Source organism: Actinomyces oris (assembly GCF_001937445.1).
Lineage (GTDB): Bacteria > Actinomycetota > Actinomycetes > Actinomycetales > Actinomycetaceae > Actinomyces > Actinomyces acetigenes.
This window is the reverse complement of the sequence record NZ_MSKS01000011.1, coordinates 79,879-95,550: the sequence shown is the minus strand read 5'-3', so window position 1 is coordinate 95,550 and position 15,672 is coordinate 79,879. Positions and strand designations below refer to the sequence as shown.

The 15,672-nt window shown below is 65.4% G+C and carries 11 protein-coding genes, 2 pseudogenes and 1 CRISPR repeat array; of the genes and pseudogenes, 10 read left to right on the top strand and 3 right to left on the bottom strand.

The features are described 5' to 3' along the window. The 9 genes and pseudogenes from BKH20_RS03965 to BKH20_RS03925 form a co-directional block, all read left to right on the top strand. Window positions 1-908, top strand: a pseudogene (locus tag BKH20_RS03965) (ISL3 family transposase); the annotation flags it as partial. A gap of 458 nt (window positions 909-1,366) precedes the next feature. Beyond that, window positions 1,367-1,693: direct repeats of the CRISPR family, unit length 38 nt; unit sequence GTCTTAATGCACCTTCTGGTGCTGGGTGCTTTCTGACC. A gap of 459 nt (window positions 1,694-2,152) precedes the next feature. Beyond that, window positions 2,153-2,962, top strand: a complete 810-nt coding sequence (cas6, locus tag BKH20_RS14910) for a CRISPR system precrRNA processing endoribonuclease RAMP protein Cas6 (RefSeq protein ID WP_075390019.1) — start codon at window positions 2,153-2,155, stop codon at window positions 2,960-2,962. 196 nt (window positions 2,963-3,158) lie between these two features. Beyond that, window positions 3,159-5,231 carry an ATP-dependent zinc metalloprotease FtsH gene (gene ftsH, locus BKH20_RS03955; protein ID WP_075390018.1) on the top strand — a complete coding sequence of 691 codons (2,073 nt, stop codon included), beginning with the start codon at window positions 3,159-3,161 and terminating at the stop codon, window positions 5,229-5,231. Window positions 5,232-5,283: 52 nt separating this feature from the next. After that, a complete protein-coding gene (gene folE, locus BKH20_RS03950; protein WP_070658123.1) occupies window positions 5,284-5,856 on the top strand; it encodes a GTP cyclohydrolase I FolE in 573 nt (190 codons plus the stop codon). A 315-nt stretch (window positions 5,857-6,171) separates the two neighbouring features. After that, the gene (locus tag BKH20_RS03945; RefSeq protein ID WP_198498108.1) at window positions 6,172-6,690 is read left to right on the top strand and encodes a TetR/AcrR family transcriptional regulator; all 519 of its coding nucleotides are present in this window, start codon (window positions 6,172-6,174) and stop codon (window positions 6,688-6,690) included. Between the two features lie 178 nt (window positions 6,691-6,868). Continuing rightward, entirely contained in the window at window positions 6,869-7,372 is a 504-nt protein-coding gene (locus BKH20_RS03940) for an HXXEE domain-containing protein (RefSeq protein WP_075390016.1), read from the top strand. 36 nt (window positions 7,373-7,408) lie between these two features. Beyond that, entirely contained in the window at window positions 7,409-7,819 is a 411-nt protein-coding gene (locus BKH20_RS03935) for a YvaD family protein (RefSeq protein ID WP_075390015.1), read from the top strand. 68 nt (window positions 7,820-7,887) lie between these two features. Further along, complete coding sequence (locus BKH20_RS03930; protein ID WP_430793343.1) at window positions 7,888-8,289, top strand: DMT family transporter; 402 nt, start codon at window positions 7,888-7,890, stop codon at window positions 8,287-8,289. Then, the gene (locus BKH20_RS03925; RefSeq protein WP_075390013.1) at window positions 8,286-8,609 is read left to right on the top strand and encodes a DMT family transporter; all 324 of its coding nucleotides are present in this window, start codon (window positions 8,286-8,288) and stop codon (window positions 8,607-8,609) included. Before BKH20_RS03930 ends, BKH20_RS03925 begins: the two co-directional genes overlap by 4 nt. A 1,447-nt stretch (window positions 8,610-10,056) precedes the next feature. On the opposite strand, the gene BKH20_RS03920 is transcribed toward BKH20_RS03925, so the two are convergent. Beyond that, window positions 10,057-11,253 (bottom strand): sensor histidine kinase, encoded by a 1,197-nt coding sequence (locus tag BKH20_RS03920; protein ID WP_256693024.1) that lies wholly within the window; start codon window positions 11,251-11,253, stop codon window positions 10,057-10,059. A gap of 68 nt (window positions 11,254-11,321) precedes the next feature. Here BKH20_RS03920 and BKH20_RS03915 point away from each other — a divergent pair, with 68 nt between their 5' ends. Then, window positions 11,322-11,996, top strand: coding sequence for a response regulator (locus tag BKH20_RS03915; protein WP_075390012.1), 675 nt, complete (start codon window positions 11,322-11,324; stop codon window positions 11,994-11,996). A 44-nt stretch (window positions 11,997-12,040) separates the two neighbouring features. Here BKH20_RS03915 and BKH20_RS03910 read toward each other — a convergent pair whose 3' ends face one another. Both BKH20_RS03910 and BKH20_RS14560 read right to left on the bottom strand, forming a co-directional pair. Continuing rightward, window positions 12,041-14,515 carry an FtsX-like permease family protein gene (locus tag BKH20_RS03910; RefSeq protein ID WP_075390011.1) on the bottom strand — a complete coding sequence of 825 codons (2,475 nt, stop codon included), beginning with the start codon at window positions 14,513-14,515 and terminating at the stop codon, window positions 12,041-12,043. Between the two features lie 352 nt (window positions 14,516-14,867). Then, a pseudogene (locus BKH20_RS14560) lies at window positions 14,868-15,543 on the bottom strand (ABC transporter ATP-binding protein); the annotation flags it as partial. Between the last annotated feature and the right edge of the window lie 129 nt (window positions 15,544-15,672).

Sequence of the window (15,672 nt, the reverse complement as noted above, 5' to 3'; positions counted from 1 at the left end):
GAGCAGACCATCACCGGCACCCCTGATCGCTTCGACGGTGTGGAGGTTCTCGGCGTCGACGATTCCCCCGCGCGCTTCGCTCCCGTGCGGGAGGTGCCCCCTCTGTGTGGTGCCACACCAGGCGGGGCGACCGGTACGTCACCGTGGTCATTGACCTGACCCCCGGTACGCGACCGCAGTGGTCCGGCCCGGCTGCTGGACGTGGTCCCGGGCCGGTCCAAGAAGGTCTTCAAGACCTGGCTCTCCCAGCGCGACCAGGACTGGCGTGGGCGGGTCGAGGTGGTAGCCATGGACGGGTTCACCGGGTCCCGAGAGCGCCGCTGGCGAGGAGCTCCCACAGGCCCGGGCGGTCATGGACCCTTTTCATGTCGTGTCCCTAGCAGGAGACAAGCTCGATGAGTGCCGCCGCCGCATCCAGAGGGCGATCACAGGGCGGCGGGGCCGGGCGGGTGACCGGCTCTACCGGGCCAGGCGCACCCTGCACACCGGGGCCGGCCTGCTCACCGATGCTCAGGCCAGGCGTCTCGAGGCTCTGTTCGCTGATGATCGCCACGCTGCGGTCCAGGCCGCCTGGGGCGTCTACCAGCGTCTCATCCAGGCCTACAGGGTCGAGGACCCGGGCCTGGGAAAGTACCTGATGCAACGGCTCATCAACTCCCTGAAACAGACCATCCCCAACGGGCCCGAGGAGATCCAGACCCTGGCCAGAACCCTGACCAGCCGCAGCCAGGACATTCTGGCCTACTTCGACCAGCCCCGCACCTCCAACGGCCCCACGCCAGGCCATCAACGGACACCTGGAGCACCTACGCGGCATCGCCCTAGGATTCCGCAACCTCACCAACTACACCATCCGCAGCCTCATCCACACCGGACGCCTCAAAGACCACCTGACAACAACCACCTAAACCAGCCGACAAGCCCCACCTACCACACCCCCAAACACGAAGAGCCGCTTTCTGACCCCCGCCTCTGGGAGCGGCGTCGTTACGCCATTTCCAGGGGCTGGAGCGCCACCGGCTCCGCAAGCGCCCTGCGGGACCGGACGGCAGCGCTCCTATTTAAACACTTTTCGGCGTCCTGGCGTCAAGCGCCACCGACTCCACCTCAGGCACCTTCAGCCACCAGCTTCCAACGACGTCAAGCCAAAAGATCGACGTTCCCGCCTGTGACTGCGGGCACATCCTGGTGTGGTGGTGGAGGAGTCGGGCCCGTGCGACATCGGGAGCGCTTCCTCCGCCGAGCCGTCTGGCCGCTCAGCTCGTAAAGGAGATGAGGGTGGACTGTAAGTCCCGTCAATAGGCCTTCTGGTGCTGGGTGCTTTCTGACTGGATGTTTCTGGGACTCATCAATGCTGTTGAGGTGAGTCTTAATGCACCTTCTGGTGCTGGGTGCTTTCTGACCTCCTGAATGCAGCTCGTATTCACGAGCTGGAGGGTCTTAATGCACCTTCTGGTGCTGGGTGCTTTCTGACCCAACAAGCCGATCACTCGACTGAATCTCCACCACGTCTTAATGCACCTTCTGGTGCTGGGTGCTTTCTGACCTGGGCTTACCGCCCTGGCCGAGCGCCACGCCGACAAGTCTTAATGCACCTTCTGGTGCTGGGTGCTTTCTGACTCCAAGCGGATGCGCCTCATGTCCGCCGTCGAGCCGTCTTAATGCACCTTCTGGTGCTGGGTGCTTTCTGACCCCCTGCTTCTGGGAGTGGCGTCGTTGCGCCACTTCTAGGGGTTGGAGCGCCACCGGCTCCGCAAGCACCCCGCGGGACCGGCCGGCACCGCCCCTATTTAACCACCTTTCGGCGTCCTGACGCCAAGCGCCACCGACGCCCCCTTGAGTACCTTCAGCCACCAGCTTCCAACGACGTCAAGCCAAAAGGTCGACGTTCCCGGCTATGACTGCCGACACATTGTGCTTCCGTGGCTCGACCGGCGCGCCGCCGGCTCTCGTCCTCTCCGCCTCCTCCTGGCCGTCGATGCTGAAGAACGTCGACCTCTCGAACTCCCCGTACAGGCCGCCTCCCCTCCGGTAGTGTCGCCAGAAAGAATGAGGTAGACGGCCTTGCGCCGGCCTCCCGCCACCAGCCGGCGCCGCCGTCGGCCTGCCTGCCGCACCCACCACACATCACGCCGCAAAGGAGCCCCGTCGAGTGCCCGCCACCGTATTCGTCCGCTTCGATGCGCCCGGCCCGGTCGAGGCCACCCCCCGTCGCCTTCACGCCGCCTGGGGCAGAGTCCTCGACCTCCCCGAAGGAGTCAGCCCCGAGCGCGCCGCACGCCTGCCCGCCCTCGCCCACCGCCCACCCCACGGCCAGCCCGGCCCCAAGCCCTACTGCCTGGGCGACATGACCCAGACCCCGGACGGCCTCGGCGTCGAGTTGCGATTCCTCGACGACCGCCTCCTGGACACGCTCGACGCCTGGCTCGCCTGGGGCGGAGTCCTACCCATCGGCGACGGCGGCGAGACCACCACCATGCTCGCCGCCGTCGAGGCCCAGGTCCTCGAACAAGCCGACTGGGAGAACCTCGCCGCCCAGACCGCCTCCACCGCCTGGGACATCCGCCTGCTCACCCCCACCGTCTTCACCTCCCGCGGCCACCACGTCCCCGAGGTCACCGCCGCCTCCCTGGCCACCAGCCTCCACGCGCGCTGGCGCCGCTGGTGCCGCCCCCTGGCCCCCGAGCTCCCCGAGCGCGAGCGCCTCACCTCCGTCCTCATCACCCAAGACCGCACCCGCCGCACCGTCGTCGGCCTGGGCATGCCGCGTGCCGACCGCCGCGGACGCCTCTCCAGTCGCCGCATCCCCGCCAGCGTCGGCACCCTGCGCATCAGCGCCCCCGCCGCCGGCTCCATCACCGCCGTCTTCTCCCAGCTCATGGCCCTGGCCCGCTACACGAGCGTCGGCTCCCACAGCGCCTACGGGATGGGCGTCATCGACGTCGTCGCGGACGCACCATAGGGGGCGCGGGCGCACCTCCGGGCCGCAGTCCTCGGGCCCAACGGTGCGTCCTCGCGGCCGGGGAACCTCCAACCGGCCGGCACTCCCGGATCTTCCCGGCCACGCCCGGCGCGAACGTGAGCAAGCGCAATGGGACCTTTGCCGTGCTATCCGCTAACGTCTGAGGAATCAGTATGTTGAAGGGACCTACCGCACGATGAAAGATTCTGGGCGCGAGCCCGGCCGCAAGGACTCGGGGAAGCCGGGCAAGGCCGGTAAGAACGACCGCAGCAGGCGCGACCGCAAGCTCCGCGACACCCTGGGCAACCCGTTCCTGTGGTTGGTGCCCTTCCTTCTGGTCGTCATCCTCGGCTGGGCCGTCTTCTCCTCGATGTTCGGCTACCGCACCATCGACACCTCCGACGGCCTGACGCTCCTGCGGGACAAGCCGGACACGATCAAGTCGATCACCGTCATCGACGGCAACCAGCGCGTCGAGCTGGACCTCACCACCACCTACGTCCAGCCCAAGAAGAAGGGCATCGAGTCCCGCCCGGTGGGCAAGAAGGTCGAGTTCTCCTACACCGACGCCCAGGCCGAGCAGGTCGACCGCCTCGTGCAGGCCGCCGCCCCCAAGGAGGGCTTCAACTCCGTGGTGCCCACCACCAGCTGGTGGGCCTCCCTCATCCAGCTGCTCGTCCCCGCCCTGCTGCTGGGCGGCTTCATGTGGTGGCTCATCAGTCGCATGGGCGGCGGGCGCGGCGGCGCCATGGGCTTCGGCCGCTCCAAGGCCAGGGTCGGCTCCAAGGAGATCCCCGACGTCACCTTCGACGACGTCGCCGGCGAGGACGAGGCCGTCGAGGAGCTCCAGGAGATCCGCGAATTCCTCTCCGAGCCCGAGAAGTTCCGCGCCGTCGGCGCCAAGATCCCCAAGGGCGTCCTCCTGTACGGCCCGCCCGGAACCGGTAAGACCCTCCTGGCCAAGGCCGTCGCCGGCGAGGCCGGCGTGCCCTTCTTCTCCATGGCCGCCTCCGAGTTCGTTGAGATGTTCGTCGGCGTGGGCGCCTCGCGCGTGCGCGACCTGTTCGACCAGGCCAAGGAGAACGCCCCCGCCATCATCTTCGTCGACGAGATCGACGCCGTCGGCCGCCACCGCGGCTCGGGAACCGGCGGCGGGCACGACGAGCGCGAGCAGACCCTCAACCAGCTCCTGGTCGAGATGGACGGCTTCGACGCCAACACCAACGTCATCCTCATCGCCGCCACCAACCGCCCCGACGTCCTGGACCCGGCCCTCCTGCGCCCCGGCCGCTTCGACCGGCAGGTCAGCGTCGAGGCCCCCGACATGGCCGGGCGCGCCGCCATCCTCAAGGTCCACGCCCAGGGCAAGCCCCTCAACGACGACGTCGACCTCGACCTCGTGGCCAAGCGGACCCCCGGCTTCACCGGCGCGGACCTGGCCAACGTCCTCAACGAGGCCGCCCTGCTCACCGCCCGCTGCAACGCCCACCTCATCGACAACCGGGCCCTGGACGAGGCCATCGACCGCGTCATCGCCGGCCCGCAGAGGCACTCCCGGGTCATGCGCGAGCACGAGAAGCGCGTCACCGCCTACCACGAGGCCGGCCACGCCCTGTGCGCGGCCGCCGGCGCCTACTCCGACCCGGTCACCAAGGTGACGATCCTGCCGCGCGGGCGCGCCCTGGGCTACACGCAGGTCATGCCCCAGGACGACAAGTACTCCACCACCCGCAACGAGCTGCTCGACCAGCTCGTCTACGCCATGGGCGGGCGGGCCGCCGAGGAGATCATCTTCCGCGACCCCACCACCGGCGCCTCCAACGACATCGAGAAGGCCACCGCCACGGCCCGCAAGATGGTCACCGACTACGGCATGACCAGCGCGGTGGGCGCCGTCAAGCTCGGCACCACCGAGAGCGAGACGGTCCTGGGTCTCAACGCCACCAGCCGCGACTTCTCCGAGCAGGTCGCCGCCACCGTCGACGACGAGGTCCGCAACCTGCTGGACACCGCCCACCGGGAGGCCTGGGAGATCCTCACCCGCAACCGCGCCGTGCTCGACAAGCTGGCCGAGGAGCTCCTCACCCGCGAGACGCTCCTGGAGAAGGACCTGGAGAGGATCTTCGAGGGCGTCATCAAGCAGCCCGAGCGGCCCCTGTGGCGCAGCGACGAGTCGCTGCCCGTCGTCGAGGCCGCCTCCGCCGATGACGGAGCCGGCGAGGAGTCGGGCGACTCCCACAGCAGCGACTTCTGGGGCTACAACCGGTGAGCCGAACCGGGCCCCGGCGGGCCCGGCAGGCGCAGAGAGACAGGGGCTGACCATGAGCTACGACGCCGAGGGCGTGCGCCGCGCGGTGCGCGACCTGCTCGTCGCCATCGGGGAGGACCCCGAGCGCGACGGGCTGCGCGACACCCCCGAGCGCATGGCGCGCGCCTACGCGGAGATGTTCGCCGGCCTCGGCCAGGACCCGGCCGAGCACGTCGAGCGGGTCTTCGACGTCGGGCACGAGGAGATGGTCCTCGTGCGCGACATCCCCATGTACTCGGTGTGCGAGCACCACCTGCTGCCCTTCCACGGGGCGGCGCACGTGGGCTACATCCCCAGCGCGGACGGGCGCGTCACCGGTCTGTCCAAGGTGGCGCGCCTCGTGGACGGCTACGCCCGGCGACCCCAGGTTCAGGAGCGCCTCACCCGGCAGATCGCCGACGCTCTCGTCGAGCGCCTGGGGTGCCGGGGTGTGCTGGTGGTCGTCGAGGCCGAGCACCTGTGCATGTCCATGCGGGGCGTGCGCAAGCCCGGCTCCAACACGGTCACCTCCGCCGTGCGCGGCATCATGCGCAACGCCGCCACCCGCTCCGAGGCCATGAGCCTGGTCCTGGGCCGGCGGTCCTGAGCGCGGGCCGCAGCTATCGCCCCTCACTCTGGACGGTCTTGGGCCGCCGCCGGGAGTGCTGGGGGATGTACTGCTGAGATCTGAGAGTGTTCCTGGCCGGCACATGGCGCACTTCACTCGGGCTGGCGATTGCGCTGCGCGCTCGATCCCTGGTTGGCAGGGCCGGAGAACCGTGAAGTGAGGGGCTGAGGCTCTCGCCCAGCAGGCAGCACATCCTGAGTCTCTGTCTGCGGTCGAGGGCTACACTCCTAGAATATGATGAGGAGCGCTGATCGTGGTGAAGTCGATGTGGACGCCCGCGTGTACCGTTCTAAGGTGCGGATCGCTGAGGCGCTCTTTGAAAAGCTTGCGGTTTATGAGCTTGATGAGATCTCTGTATCAGAGGTAGTGGCCAAGGCGGGTGTATCTAGAAATACATACTATCGCCACTTCTCCACGAAGAGGTCCGTCTTGACATTCTATATTGAGGAGTTGTTGAGAGAGTATCTCCAAGGTGTTGAAGAGCGCGGCATATCGGATGTTGAGGGAATTCTCAACTATTATTTCTCCTTCTGGGGGGATCGCAAAGAGTATGTTATCCTATTGAGGAGGCGTCAGCTTTTGGATCTGGCGCTTGATGTGCAGCGAAAAAAGTTCCTAGAGGCGCTGCCGCACTCCGACCTTCCCTGGCATGGGGTCTCCGGAGTTGACGAAACTCTCGTGGATCTGCTGTTCGTTGGTGGAATGTGGAATATTCTCCTGCATTGGCTCGATCGTGGTATGGACCCGAAGGCTTCGGAGGTTGTCCGGACATTTCTCGAGGAATTGTCGGTTTACGCTGAATGCTTGCCATAGTCGACTCCATCCTGAGGTCTTGACGCCTGTGAGCGGCCCGCATTGAGAGGTGAGCTTGACATCCCTGTTATGTGGTACAGATTCTGCGAATCTGTACCACAAGTGCTGTGTGAGTGGAATGGGGCGTGATTCCCGCATACAGTCCTCATCGACTGATGGGTCATCACTGGGAGGAAGAATGTCGTTTCTGCTCGGCTACTGGGCGCTGCCGATCCTGTTTATTCTGCACGATTTTGAGGAGATGGTGTTTCTGCCTCTGTGGAAGCGGCGGTCGAAGTTTCGGGCGCTCCCCAATCAGGCAGATTATTTTGGGGAAACCAGAGATGGTTCGGCGTTTACGGTGGGGGTGCTGGAGGAGTTTGTTATTCTGTTGACTGTTTCTTATGTGTGTTCGTTGACGCGAGGTGACGAGTTGTACTTGTGCTTCTGTGTGGCGTACAGCCTTCACTTTCTTATCCACTATAGAATGTGTTTCCGGTTCAGGGGGTATGTTCCGGGGGTTGTGACTGTCACTCTTCAGGTTCCGCTGATGTGGTTTATTATCTCCCACTACTGGAGGGTCAATATATTGACAGTAGCATGTTTCATGCTGGTGATGGTGGTGGTCTACGGGAACCTGTACGTAATGCACCGTTTGATGCCGAGAATCGAGCGGCGCTTCGTCGGATACGCCCAGGGTTAGTCGACGAAAATGTCGCCACAATGTAGGGATGTATGTATGGGCTCCACGTATAAGAAATTGCTGGTGGCCGTCGATGCCGGGCTGCTGCTCTACTGGGCGGCCGTCTTCCTCAATCTCATTCCCGAGCACCTGCGTTTCAAGGACTACTCCAACCAGGTCATCCAGGCCTGGAACTGGTCCTTCTTCCCGCTCGACGTGGCCGCCGCGCTGACCGCCTTCCTCGGCGCCCACCTGACGCGGGTGGGCAGCAGGATCGGGGACCTGGTGCTGACGGTCGGACTCATGCTCACCTTCTGCGCCGGGTTCATGGCGATCTCCTTCTGGTCCTTCTACCGTGACTTCGACCCGCTGTGGTGGGGGCCCAACGCCCTGCTCATGATCGTCCCGGCGCTCGCCTTCGGCTCCATGGTCTGCCGGCGGCTCGAGACCGCGGAGAACCGGGCGTGACGGTCAAGGACGTGCTCTGCCCATCGACGTGGGGGAGCGTATGCCGCCCGGGCGCGCCCACAGGCCGGATGGTGCTCGGTGCGCTGAAGGAGCACCCGGGGACAGCGGGCCGTGGCGTGTGCGCCTGGCCGGCTCTCGGAGGCGCCATCGTCTCCGAGGTATTGGCGACCCTCGCCCTGCGCCAGGCCCTCAACCATCCGGGCTTCTACGTCATGGTTGGGATCGGGTACGCGCTGGCCTTCATCCTCCTGTCGCTGACGCTCAAGGCCGGCATGCCGCTCGGCGTCGCCTACGGGCTCTGGGGCGCCCTGGGTGTGGTGCTGACCGCCGTGCTGTCCATGCTTGTCTTCGGTGAGCCGATCACGGTGATCGTCGCCCTCAGCATTGCGCTCATCATGGCCGGAGTGCTCCTCGTTGAGGTCGGGGCGCAGCGAGCAGGCACGCAGGACAAGGACGGTGAGGCGTCATGAGCGGGGTCTACCTGGTGGCGGCTATCGCCTCCGAGACCACCGGCACACTCTCGCTCAAGCTCGCCTCCGACGGCAGAGGGCTGCGATGGTACGGCACCGTCATGGCCGGCTACCTGGGGGCCTTCGCCATGTTGACTCTGGCCCTCAAGGAGGGGCTGGGGCTCGGTGTCGCCTACGGGATCTGGTCGGCCGGGGGAGTGGCCGTCACGGCAATCGCCTCAAGGTATCTCTTCGGTGAGCCACTGACCCGCACCATAGTGGCCGGCATCGCGCTCATCATGGCCGGGGTGCTCCTCGTCGAGCTCGGCAGCGCGCACTGACAACGCACCGAAGGCGATCACGGGCCAGAATGTCCAAATCGGTGACAAAGGGCCGTCGGCACTCCTTGGCCGTCAATATGAACCGCGGAATCATGCGGTTTTCTTTCGTCAGTGTGTGTCCGTTCCGAGCCTTTGTCACCGATTTGGACACGATCGGCTCGTTCCTGTCCCGCGCGGACTGGCCGAGCAGCTCCTGAGGTACGTGGCGTGGGCAGAAGGCTCTCTCGGCCGGGGACACTCGACATCGATGGGCGCAGTCCACGCGTCCGGGGACAGGACGGTTGTCCCCGAACGCGTGACATGTCCTCGGCCGGAGTGGTTTGCACTCGGCCGCGCGGAACGTCCTCGCCGGTGCCTCAGTCGGTGGGCATTGGGGATGTGGGTTGGAGGGGGATGGAAAAGATGGTGGTCCAGCGGCCCCGCCCTGACTCACGCTCAGGCTGGCGCCCATGGCCTTCATACGGCGCTGCGTCCTCTCCATGCCCGGCTGAGGAGGCCACGGCAGCGACGAGGTCGGAGAAGTTCAGCGCCCTTGCGGGGCTAAGACGAATCCGAGCTGGTCAGTATCTTGCCAGATGCGAGTCGATGTTGAGAATGCTCTTGCGGATACGGCATGAAAAGGCAGTTCCCTTGATGTCGCCCAGTTTCATGTGGGCGACATCAAGGGAACGTCCTTGTGAGATGTTGGTCGCTATTGCATGTGGTTCGAAAACGAACGATGATCGACTAGTTGCGAATCGCCCCTACTTCTTAAAAAATGGGGTTTCGGCTAGTTGGTAATACGGGTCAGCATATGGAGTATATATTCAATATTTTTACGCAAGTAAGTTTCGTCGACATTTGAAAGGTGGTGGGTTGTTGATGGGCATGCGTGTAGGCGGGGGCTGCCTGTGAAGGCGAACACAAAAGCAAAGCTCCTCCGAGGATGGCGGCGGAGAGGATGGGGGAAACGATCTTACGCATACTCGACTCCTTGTGGTGGTGAGGTGATGGCTTGAGTATGGCCTGTCTTGCGAGGTTCCGGTATCCTTCTTATGGATGAAATCACATACGACTTTCTGTGGATGTCAGTCGCTCCGGTGCGCTTAAAGGTGGAGGAGGCTGGTGGGCCGGTCGGGGGCGATGGGTTTGGCACGCATGCGCTCGAGGGTGTTGTCGTCGGTCTCGATGATGAGGATGGTGGTGCTGGAGGGGTATGTGTTTGGCCGCGTTGTTGATGAGTTAGACAGTGAGGCTTATTCACAACATCCATCGAAAGTGCTGTGACCTGCGCGGATGCCAGCGTCGGCTAATGCTGTGAATAAGCCTCAGTGTGTGCGCGGGCGTGATGATGTCTACGGGGTCTGGAATGGCCAGGGCGATACAGCGCAGGATGAGGCTGGTAGCGCCGGACGTGGGGTAGCGTGAGGCGAGGGGGATGGGTGCGACCGTGGCGCCGGGCGGCCTTTCAGGAGACCGCCTGGAAGGGGACGCTGAAGACCGTGGTCCAGCGGCCCTCGCCCTGGCTCACGCTCAGGCTGCCGCCCAGGGCCTCGACGCGGCGCCGTGCCCCCTCCAGGCCCAGGCCCGAGGAGAAGGCGTCATAGCCCGGTACGCCACTGCCCGGCGCGCCGCCGCCGGCCCACACACCGCCCACCTGCCCCGGAAAACCGATGTCATTGCTCGCCATCGCCTCCAGGGAGCGCCCGTCGGACTCGATGACCAGCCGCGCCCGCCCCTGCGGGGCCGTGTACTTGGAGATGTTCGACACCAGCTCGCCCAGCACCCGCAGCAGCTGGAGGCGCACGCCCGGTGGAATTACGGGGATCCCGAGCAGCTCCAGGCCCTCGACCTCCAGACGCGCTCCCCGCTGCCCCAGGATGGCCGCGGCATCGGAGATGACCGCCTCCAGGGGGCGCGGCGCAGAGGTCGCCTCGATATCCAGCCGCTCGCCCCCGCGGATATCACTCATGGCACGCAGCGCGTGCCGCATTTGCTCCACCGCCGCGCGCACCGCCACCGTCATCGCGTCCAACTCGGGCGCCAGCGCCGCGTCCAGGGGATGCGCGAGCCGGGCCTGCTCAGCCGTCATCACCGCGTGGGTCAGGTCGCGCACCACCGTGTCATGCAGCTCGGTGACCACCAGGAGACGCTGGCGCTCCATGCTCTCGCGGTAGGTGTGCAAGGAGCGCTCGGCCTGGTCGCGCGGGCTGCGGATGAGCTCTGCCACAGTGATGGCCCCGCCCCCGATAAGGAGCGAGACCTGCAACAGCGAGTACCAGGTCGTGCTCGCTCCGTTCCACTGGATGTCGGCGATGACGATCACCAGCGAGAAGACCACCAGGCTGTAGGCGGGCATACGCGAGAATCCGCGGGCCACGAGGATCGCTGTGCACAGCCAAGGGATGATGCCCGGAGAGAAGGGAACGTCGGTCAGCACCACGGTGGCGGTCCAGGTCACCGCAGCCCCCAGCGCCGCCCCGGGCCACGGGAAGCGGCTACTCAGCGCCAGCGCCAGCCCCCCGGCGATCTCGAAGAGGACCGCGATGAAGGACAGCGGCCAGGTCATCGCGATCGAGAACAGAGTAATCAGCACGGCCAGGAAGGCGTGTGCCAGGTGCAGCCGCCAGGTCGGCCGCCACGTCGTGTACCGCGTGGGCTGCATCAGATTCGCTGCAACAGCGGACACCATCTCACCACCTTCCCCTGAGCTGATCCGGATAATATCCTTCCATGACGGTTCCCAACGTGACTGATGGTTCGGCTGCCCCCTCGCAGGTCCTGCGCGTCGCCATCGTCGACGACGACCCCTTCGTCCTGCAGGCGCTGCGGGCCTATCTCAGCTCGGACGAGCGCATCGAGGTGACCAGCACCTTCTCCCGCGCCGCCGATGCCCTGGCCTTCCTCCACAAGATCCGCGTGGACGTCCTGCTCACCGACGTGCGCATGCCCGAGATGGACGGCCTGGAGCTGCTCACCCGGGTGCGCCGCCAGTGGCCCCGCACGGCCGTCGTCGTGCTGACCTCCTTCGACGACGACGAGGCGATGGTGGCCGCGCTCGCCCAGCACGCCAACGGCTTCCTGCTCAAGGACGCCTCGCCCGAGGAGATCATCCGCGCCGTCATCGCCGCCAGCGCGGGCGGAACCACGATCTCCCCGGCCGCCACCTCTCGGCTCGTCACCCGCCACCTGCGTTCCCCGCAGACGGCCCAGGCCCCCGACGTCACCGAGGCCGAGCAGGCGGTCCTCACCCTCCTGTGCGAGGGCTACTCCAATGCCGAGATCGCCGAGCAGCTCATCGTCGCCGAGTCCACGGTCAAGACCCACGTCTCCCACCTCATGAAGAAGTACGACGTCCCGTCCCGCCTCAAGCTCGTCGTCGCCGTCCACAAGACCCAGGGGGCCTGAGTCCGCCGTCCCGGTCACTGGAGCAGCCCTCACCGCAGGTCTCCTCACTCCTCGGACAGGGCCATGACCGGCGGCACCGAGGCGGCTCTCCTGGCGGGCCTGAGTGAGGCTGTCATGCCGACGAGGAGGGTGATGATACTAATGCCGATTAGGGCGAAGTAGGGAATGCTTACTCGCACTCCATATGATTCGTCGATGACCGAAAGTGCTCCTGCTGCGCCGAGAGCAGTTCCTATGGTGAGCCCAAGTATTCCGCCGACGAATGCGAGCAGTGTTCCCTCGGTGACGATGAGGTTTCTGATCTCTGAACGAGGGCTGCCGGTGGCGCGCAGGACCCCGATCTCTCGAATGCGTTCCAGGACCGAGACGTCCGTGGTGTTGGCCAGACCGGACAGGGCGATGACCAGGGCAGCGCCCAGCACCAAGTAAATGACAAGGGATAATTTATTGAACATGGTTGACATCTGCTCGCTGGCGGCGGCGCTTCCACTCACCATCATTCCTTGACCGCGGATGGCCGCAGTGAGCGCGTGCTCGGTATCGGATGTCATGGAGTTGCCGGTGGAGCGAACCCACATGGTGGCGTTGGTGGGAGTGTCGCCATTGAGGCGATGGGCCACTGCCGGGCTGACCACGGCTCCCCACCCCTCCTGGACGCGAGCCTTCAGCTCAACACTTCCGGTTGCCCCAGTCAGGGTGACTGTGGAGCCATCTGGAATGTCATAGATACCGCCCACGATGAGGGTCTTGTCGTCGAGGCCCTCCAGGCCGCTGGTGGACCGTGCAATAGGCGCGATACTGCCGGTGTCGATGACGTCGACAGTGATGTCCTTCGATTCTCCGTCGACGGTCTGGGTCAGGTCGAGGGAGGGAACATAGGTGACATCCTTGATGCCGTTGACTGCTTTGACCTGCTTCGTCAGATGCGCGGTATCGGTTTGCGGTGTGACGCCTAAGATTCTGGCGTCCACGGGTGAGCTGTGGCCGAGGATGTCGTCGAAGGAGGCGTTCAAGGAGGACAGGCCGACGAAGAGCACTGACCCCACCAGGACGCAGACGAAGAGCGTGGCGGCGGTTGCGGCGGACCGTCCGGAGTTGCGGGCCAGATTGCGGGTAGCCAGCTGCAGCACCGAGAATCGAGTACCGCCACTGACTCTGCCGATGAAGCCGATGATGGCGGTAACGAGCAGAGGAAGGCTGAGGACAGTGCCAACGACGACGACGGCGCTTCCGATGGCCGTGATAAAAATTTCTGCGACGTGAATACCTAAGGTGACGATGGCCGCACCGATGATGGCAACGATGACTCCGACGACGGCGACCCATATCCTTCTGCGTCCGGCCTGCTTGGTGCTCGCGACCTGTCCTGTAAGCGCCACGAGCGGTGAGATGCGGGTTGCCTTGCGGGCGGGGCGGAGCACGGCGATGAGGGTGACTAGCGTCCCCAGGGCGACGGTGAGCCCGAGCGACACCGGCGAGATGGTGAGCTGATCCGCCTTGAGGTCCGCGAAGGTTCCCGAGGACACGGCGATGGCGCCGAGACCGGTCCCGAGCGCCGTGCCCAGGACGGAGCCAACCAGACCAGTCATGAGCCCGGTGCGCAACACGGCGAGCATCACCTGACGGCGACTTGATCCTATGCACCGCATGAGACCGATCGTGCGGGTCTGGCGCGCCACCAGCGTGCTGAAGGTGGTGGCGATGACGATGATGGAAACGGCCGCACAGGCCGGGGCCAAGAGATTGAGGATAGTTGAGATGTTCTCCCCACCTGCGGTCTCCGATTTAGTACGCTGGACGATTACTTCGTCGGCGCTCTGAATGATTGCAGATGGCTGGGTGGCCAAGATGGTGTTGGAGACGCTACTCATCAGGGAGCTGGTGTTGAATCCTGGTTTGGCGTTGATGTACAACCTATAGTAGTTAGTTTGCGCTCCCATGGCCTGGAGTTGCTCGGCGGTGGCGTAGAGGGCGCCGGTGCCGGTCTCCTTGCTGTCGGCCCCGGCGGAGATGATGCCGACGATCGTGGGGGATGAGTGGATGGCGTTATCCTTGTCGTTGTTCTTCATTTTGATGGTGTCGCCGACGCTCAGGCCCTGCTGCTCAGCGAGCATGGTGTCGATGGCCACCTCGCCGGTTGCTTTGGGGAGTCGGCCGCTGCTCAGGGTGGTGAACTTGGTGAGTGCAGGGACGTCCTGCGCGACGACCTGGGCCCCGTTTCGTAGTTGCTTGGGCACATCGAGCCAGAGTAGGTCCCAGTGGACACCGCGGACGGAGTCGACGCCGTCGAGGGCGGAGATCTTCTTGATAAGGGAATCGTCCAGAGCGCCTTCCGTATTATTCGCTCTACGACCGTTCTGGACAACGATGGCGGCGTCGCCTACGGATAGACGTGCGCTGGTCTGTAGCTGGGTGCGGAAGGAGTCGGAGATGATGAAGGCGAAGGCTATGAGGGCGGCGCTCATGGCCACGGCCACGAGGGCGGAGATGGTTCGCCGCAGGTCGAGGAGGGAGGGCATTAGCGGGCCTCCATTCCTGTGGCGTAGGGGCTGCCGAAGCCGAACATCTGGGTTGCGCTGGGAGCTGCGGCGTGGCGGGCGCTGTAGACCGCGGCGGGACGGGGCTCGGGGGCGACGGGGGTGGTGCTCACCCTGGAGGTGCGGCGGGGTTCTGGTGCGGTCGCCGGGGTGATGGCCCGGCGTGCCGGCACGGGGCCGGCCGGGGTCGTCACGGCGTCGAATCGTGCAGTGGGGTCGGGGTGGGTTGCTGGTGTCGTCATCGGTGGTGCGGGAGGAGCCGCCTGAGCGGGGGCGGCAGGGGCCTGCTGGGCCGGGCGGGTGGTTGGTGTGGTGTGGGTGCCGGGGGTGTGGTGGACGGTGTCGTCGTTGGTGATGCGTCCGTCGCGTAGGCGGATGATGCGGTTGGTGGTGGCTGCGGCTTGTTCGTCGTGGGTGACCATGACGACGGTCTGGCCTAGGTGTTCGCACATGTGGGCGAGGGTTTGTAGCAGGTTGGCGGCTGAGGCGGTGTCCAGGGCTCCGGTGGGCTCGTCGGCGAAGATGACTTTGGGGCGGCCTATGAGGGCGCGGGCCACGGCTACGCGCTGCTGCTGTCCGCCGGAGAGCTCGTGGGGCCGGTGGGACAGGCGGTCGCCGATACCCAGGGTGGAGATGATGGCGTCGTACCAGTCCCGGTCTGGTTTGCGGTGGGCCAGGCGCTGGGGCAGGAGGATGTTCTCCTCAGCGGTCAGGGTGGGCAGCAGGTTGAAGGACTGGAAGATGAAGCCGAGCTGGTCGCGGCGTACGGCGGTGAGCTGTTTGTCGTTCATGCCTGACAGGTCCTGTCCGGCGATGAGGACGTTGCCGGAGGTGGGGGTGTCCAGGCCGGCCAGGCAGTGTAGGAGGGTGGATTTGCCTGAGCCGGAGGGGCCCATGATGGCTACGAATTCGCCGCGTCCTACTACCAGGCTTGCTGAGTCCAGGGCGAGGACCTGGGCCTCGCCCTCGCCGTAGACCTTGGTCAGACCACGGGCCTCAACGACCCGCATCGGTGCGGTGGCCGCGGGAGTGATGGGCGCCGTCGGCGCTCCCGGGGTGGCCGGGGCCGCCTGGGGGAGCGGCGTGGGACGGGAGGGGTGGCCGAAGGCCTGAGGCTGGGATGGATACGTCATCTCATG

Coding starts and splice junctions, on each gene's coding strand:
- ftsH (WP_075390018.1), top strand. CDS start 3,159: ATGAAAGATTCTGGGCGCGAGCCCGGCCGCAAGGACTCGGGGAAGCCG.
- folE (WP_070658123.1), top strand. CDS start 5,284: ATGAGCTACGACGCCGAGGGCGTGCGCCGCGCGGTGCGCGACCTGCTC.
- BKH20_RS03940 (WP_075390016.1), top strand. CDS start 6,869: ATGTCGTTTCTGCTCGGCTACTGGGCGCTGCCGATCCTGTTTATTCTG.
- BKH20_RS03935 (WP_075390015.1), top strand. CDS start 7,409: ATGGGCTCCACGTATAAGAAATTGCTGGTGGCCGTCGATGCCGGGCTG.
- BKH20_RS03930 (WP_430793343.1), top strand. CDS start 7,888: ATGGTGCTCGGTGCGCTGAAGGAGCACCCGGGGACAGCGGGCCGTGGC.
- BKH20_RS03925 (WP_075390013.1), top strand. CDS start 8,286: ATGAGCGGGGTCTACCTGGTGGCGGCTATCGCCTCCGAGACCACCGGC.
- BKH20_RS03920 (WP_256693024.1), bottom strand. CDS start 11,253: ATGCAGCCCACGCGGTACACGACGTGGCGGCCGACCTGGCGGCTGCAC.
- BKH20_RS03915 (WP_075390012.1), top strand. CDS start 11,322: ATGACGGTTCCCAACGTGACTGATGGTTCGGCTGCCCCCTCGCAGGTC.
- BKH20_RS03910 (WP_075390011.1), bottom strand. CDS start 14,515: ATGCCCTCCCTCCTCGACCTGCGGCGAACCATCTCCGCCCTCGTGGCC.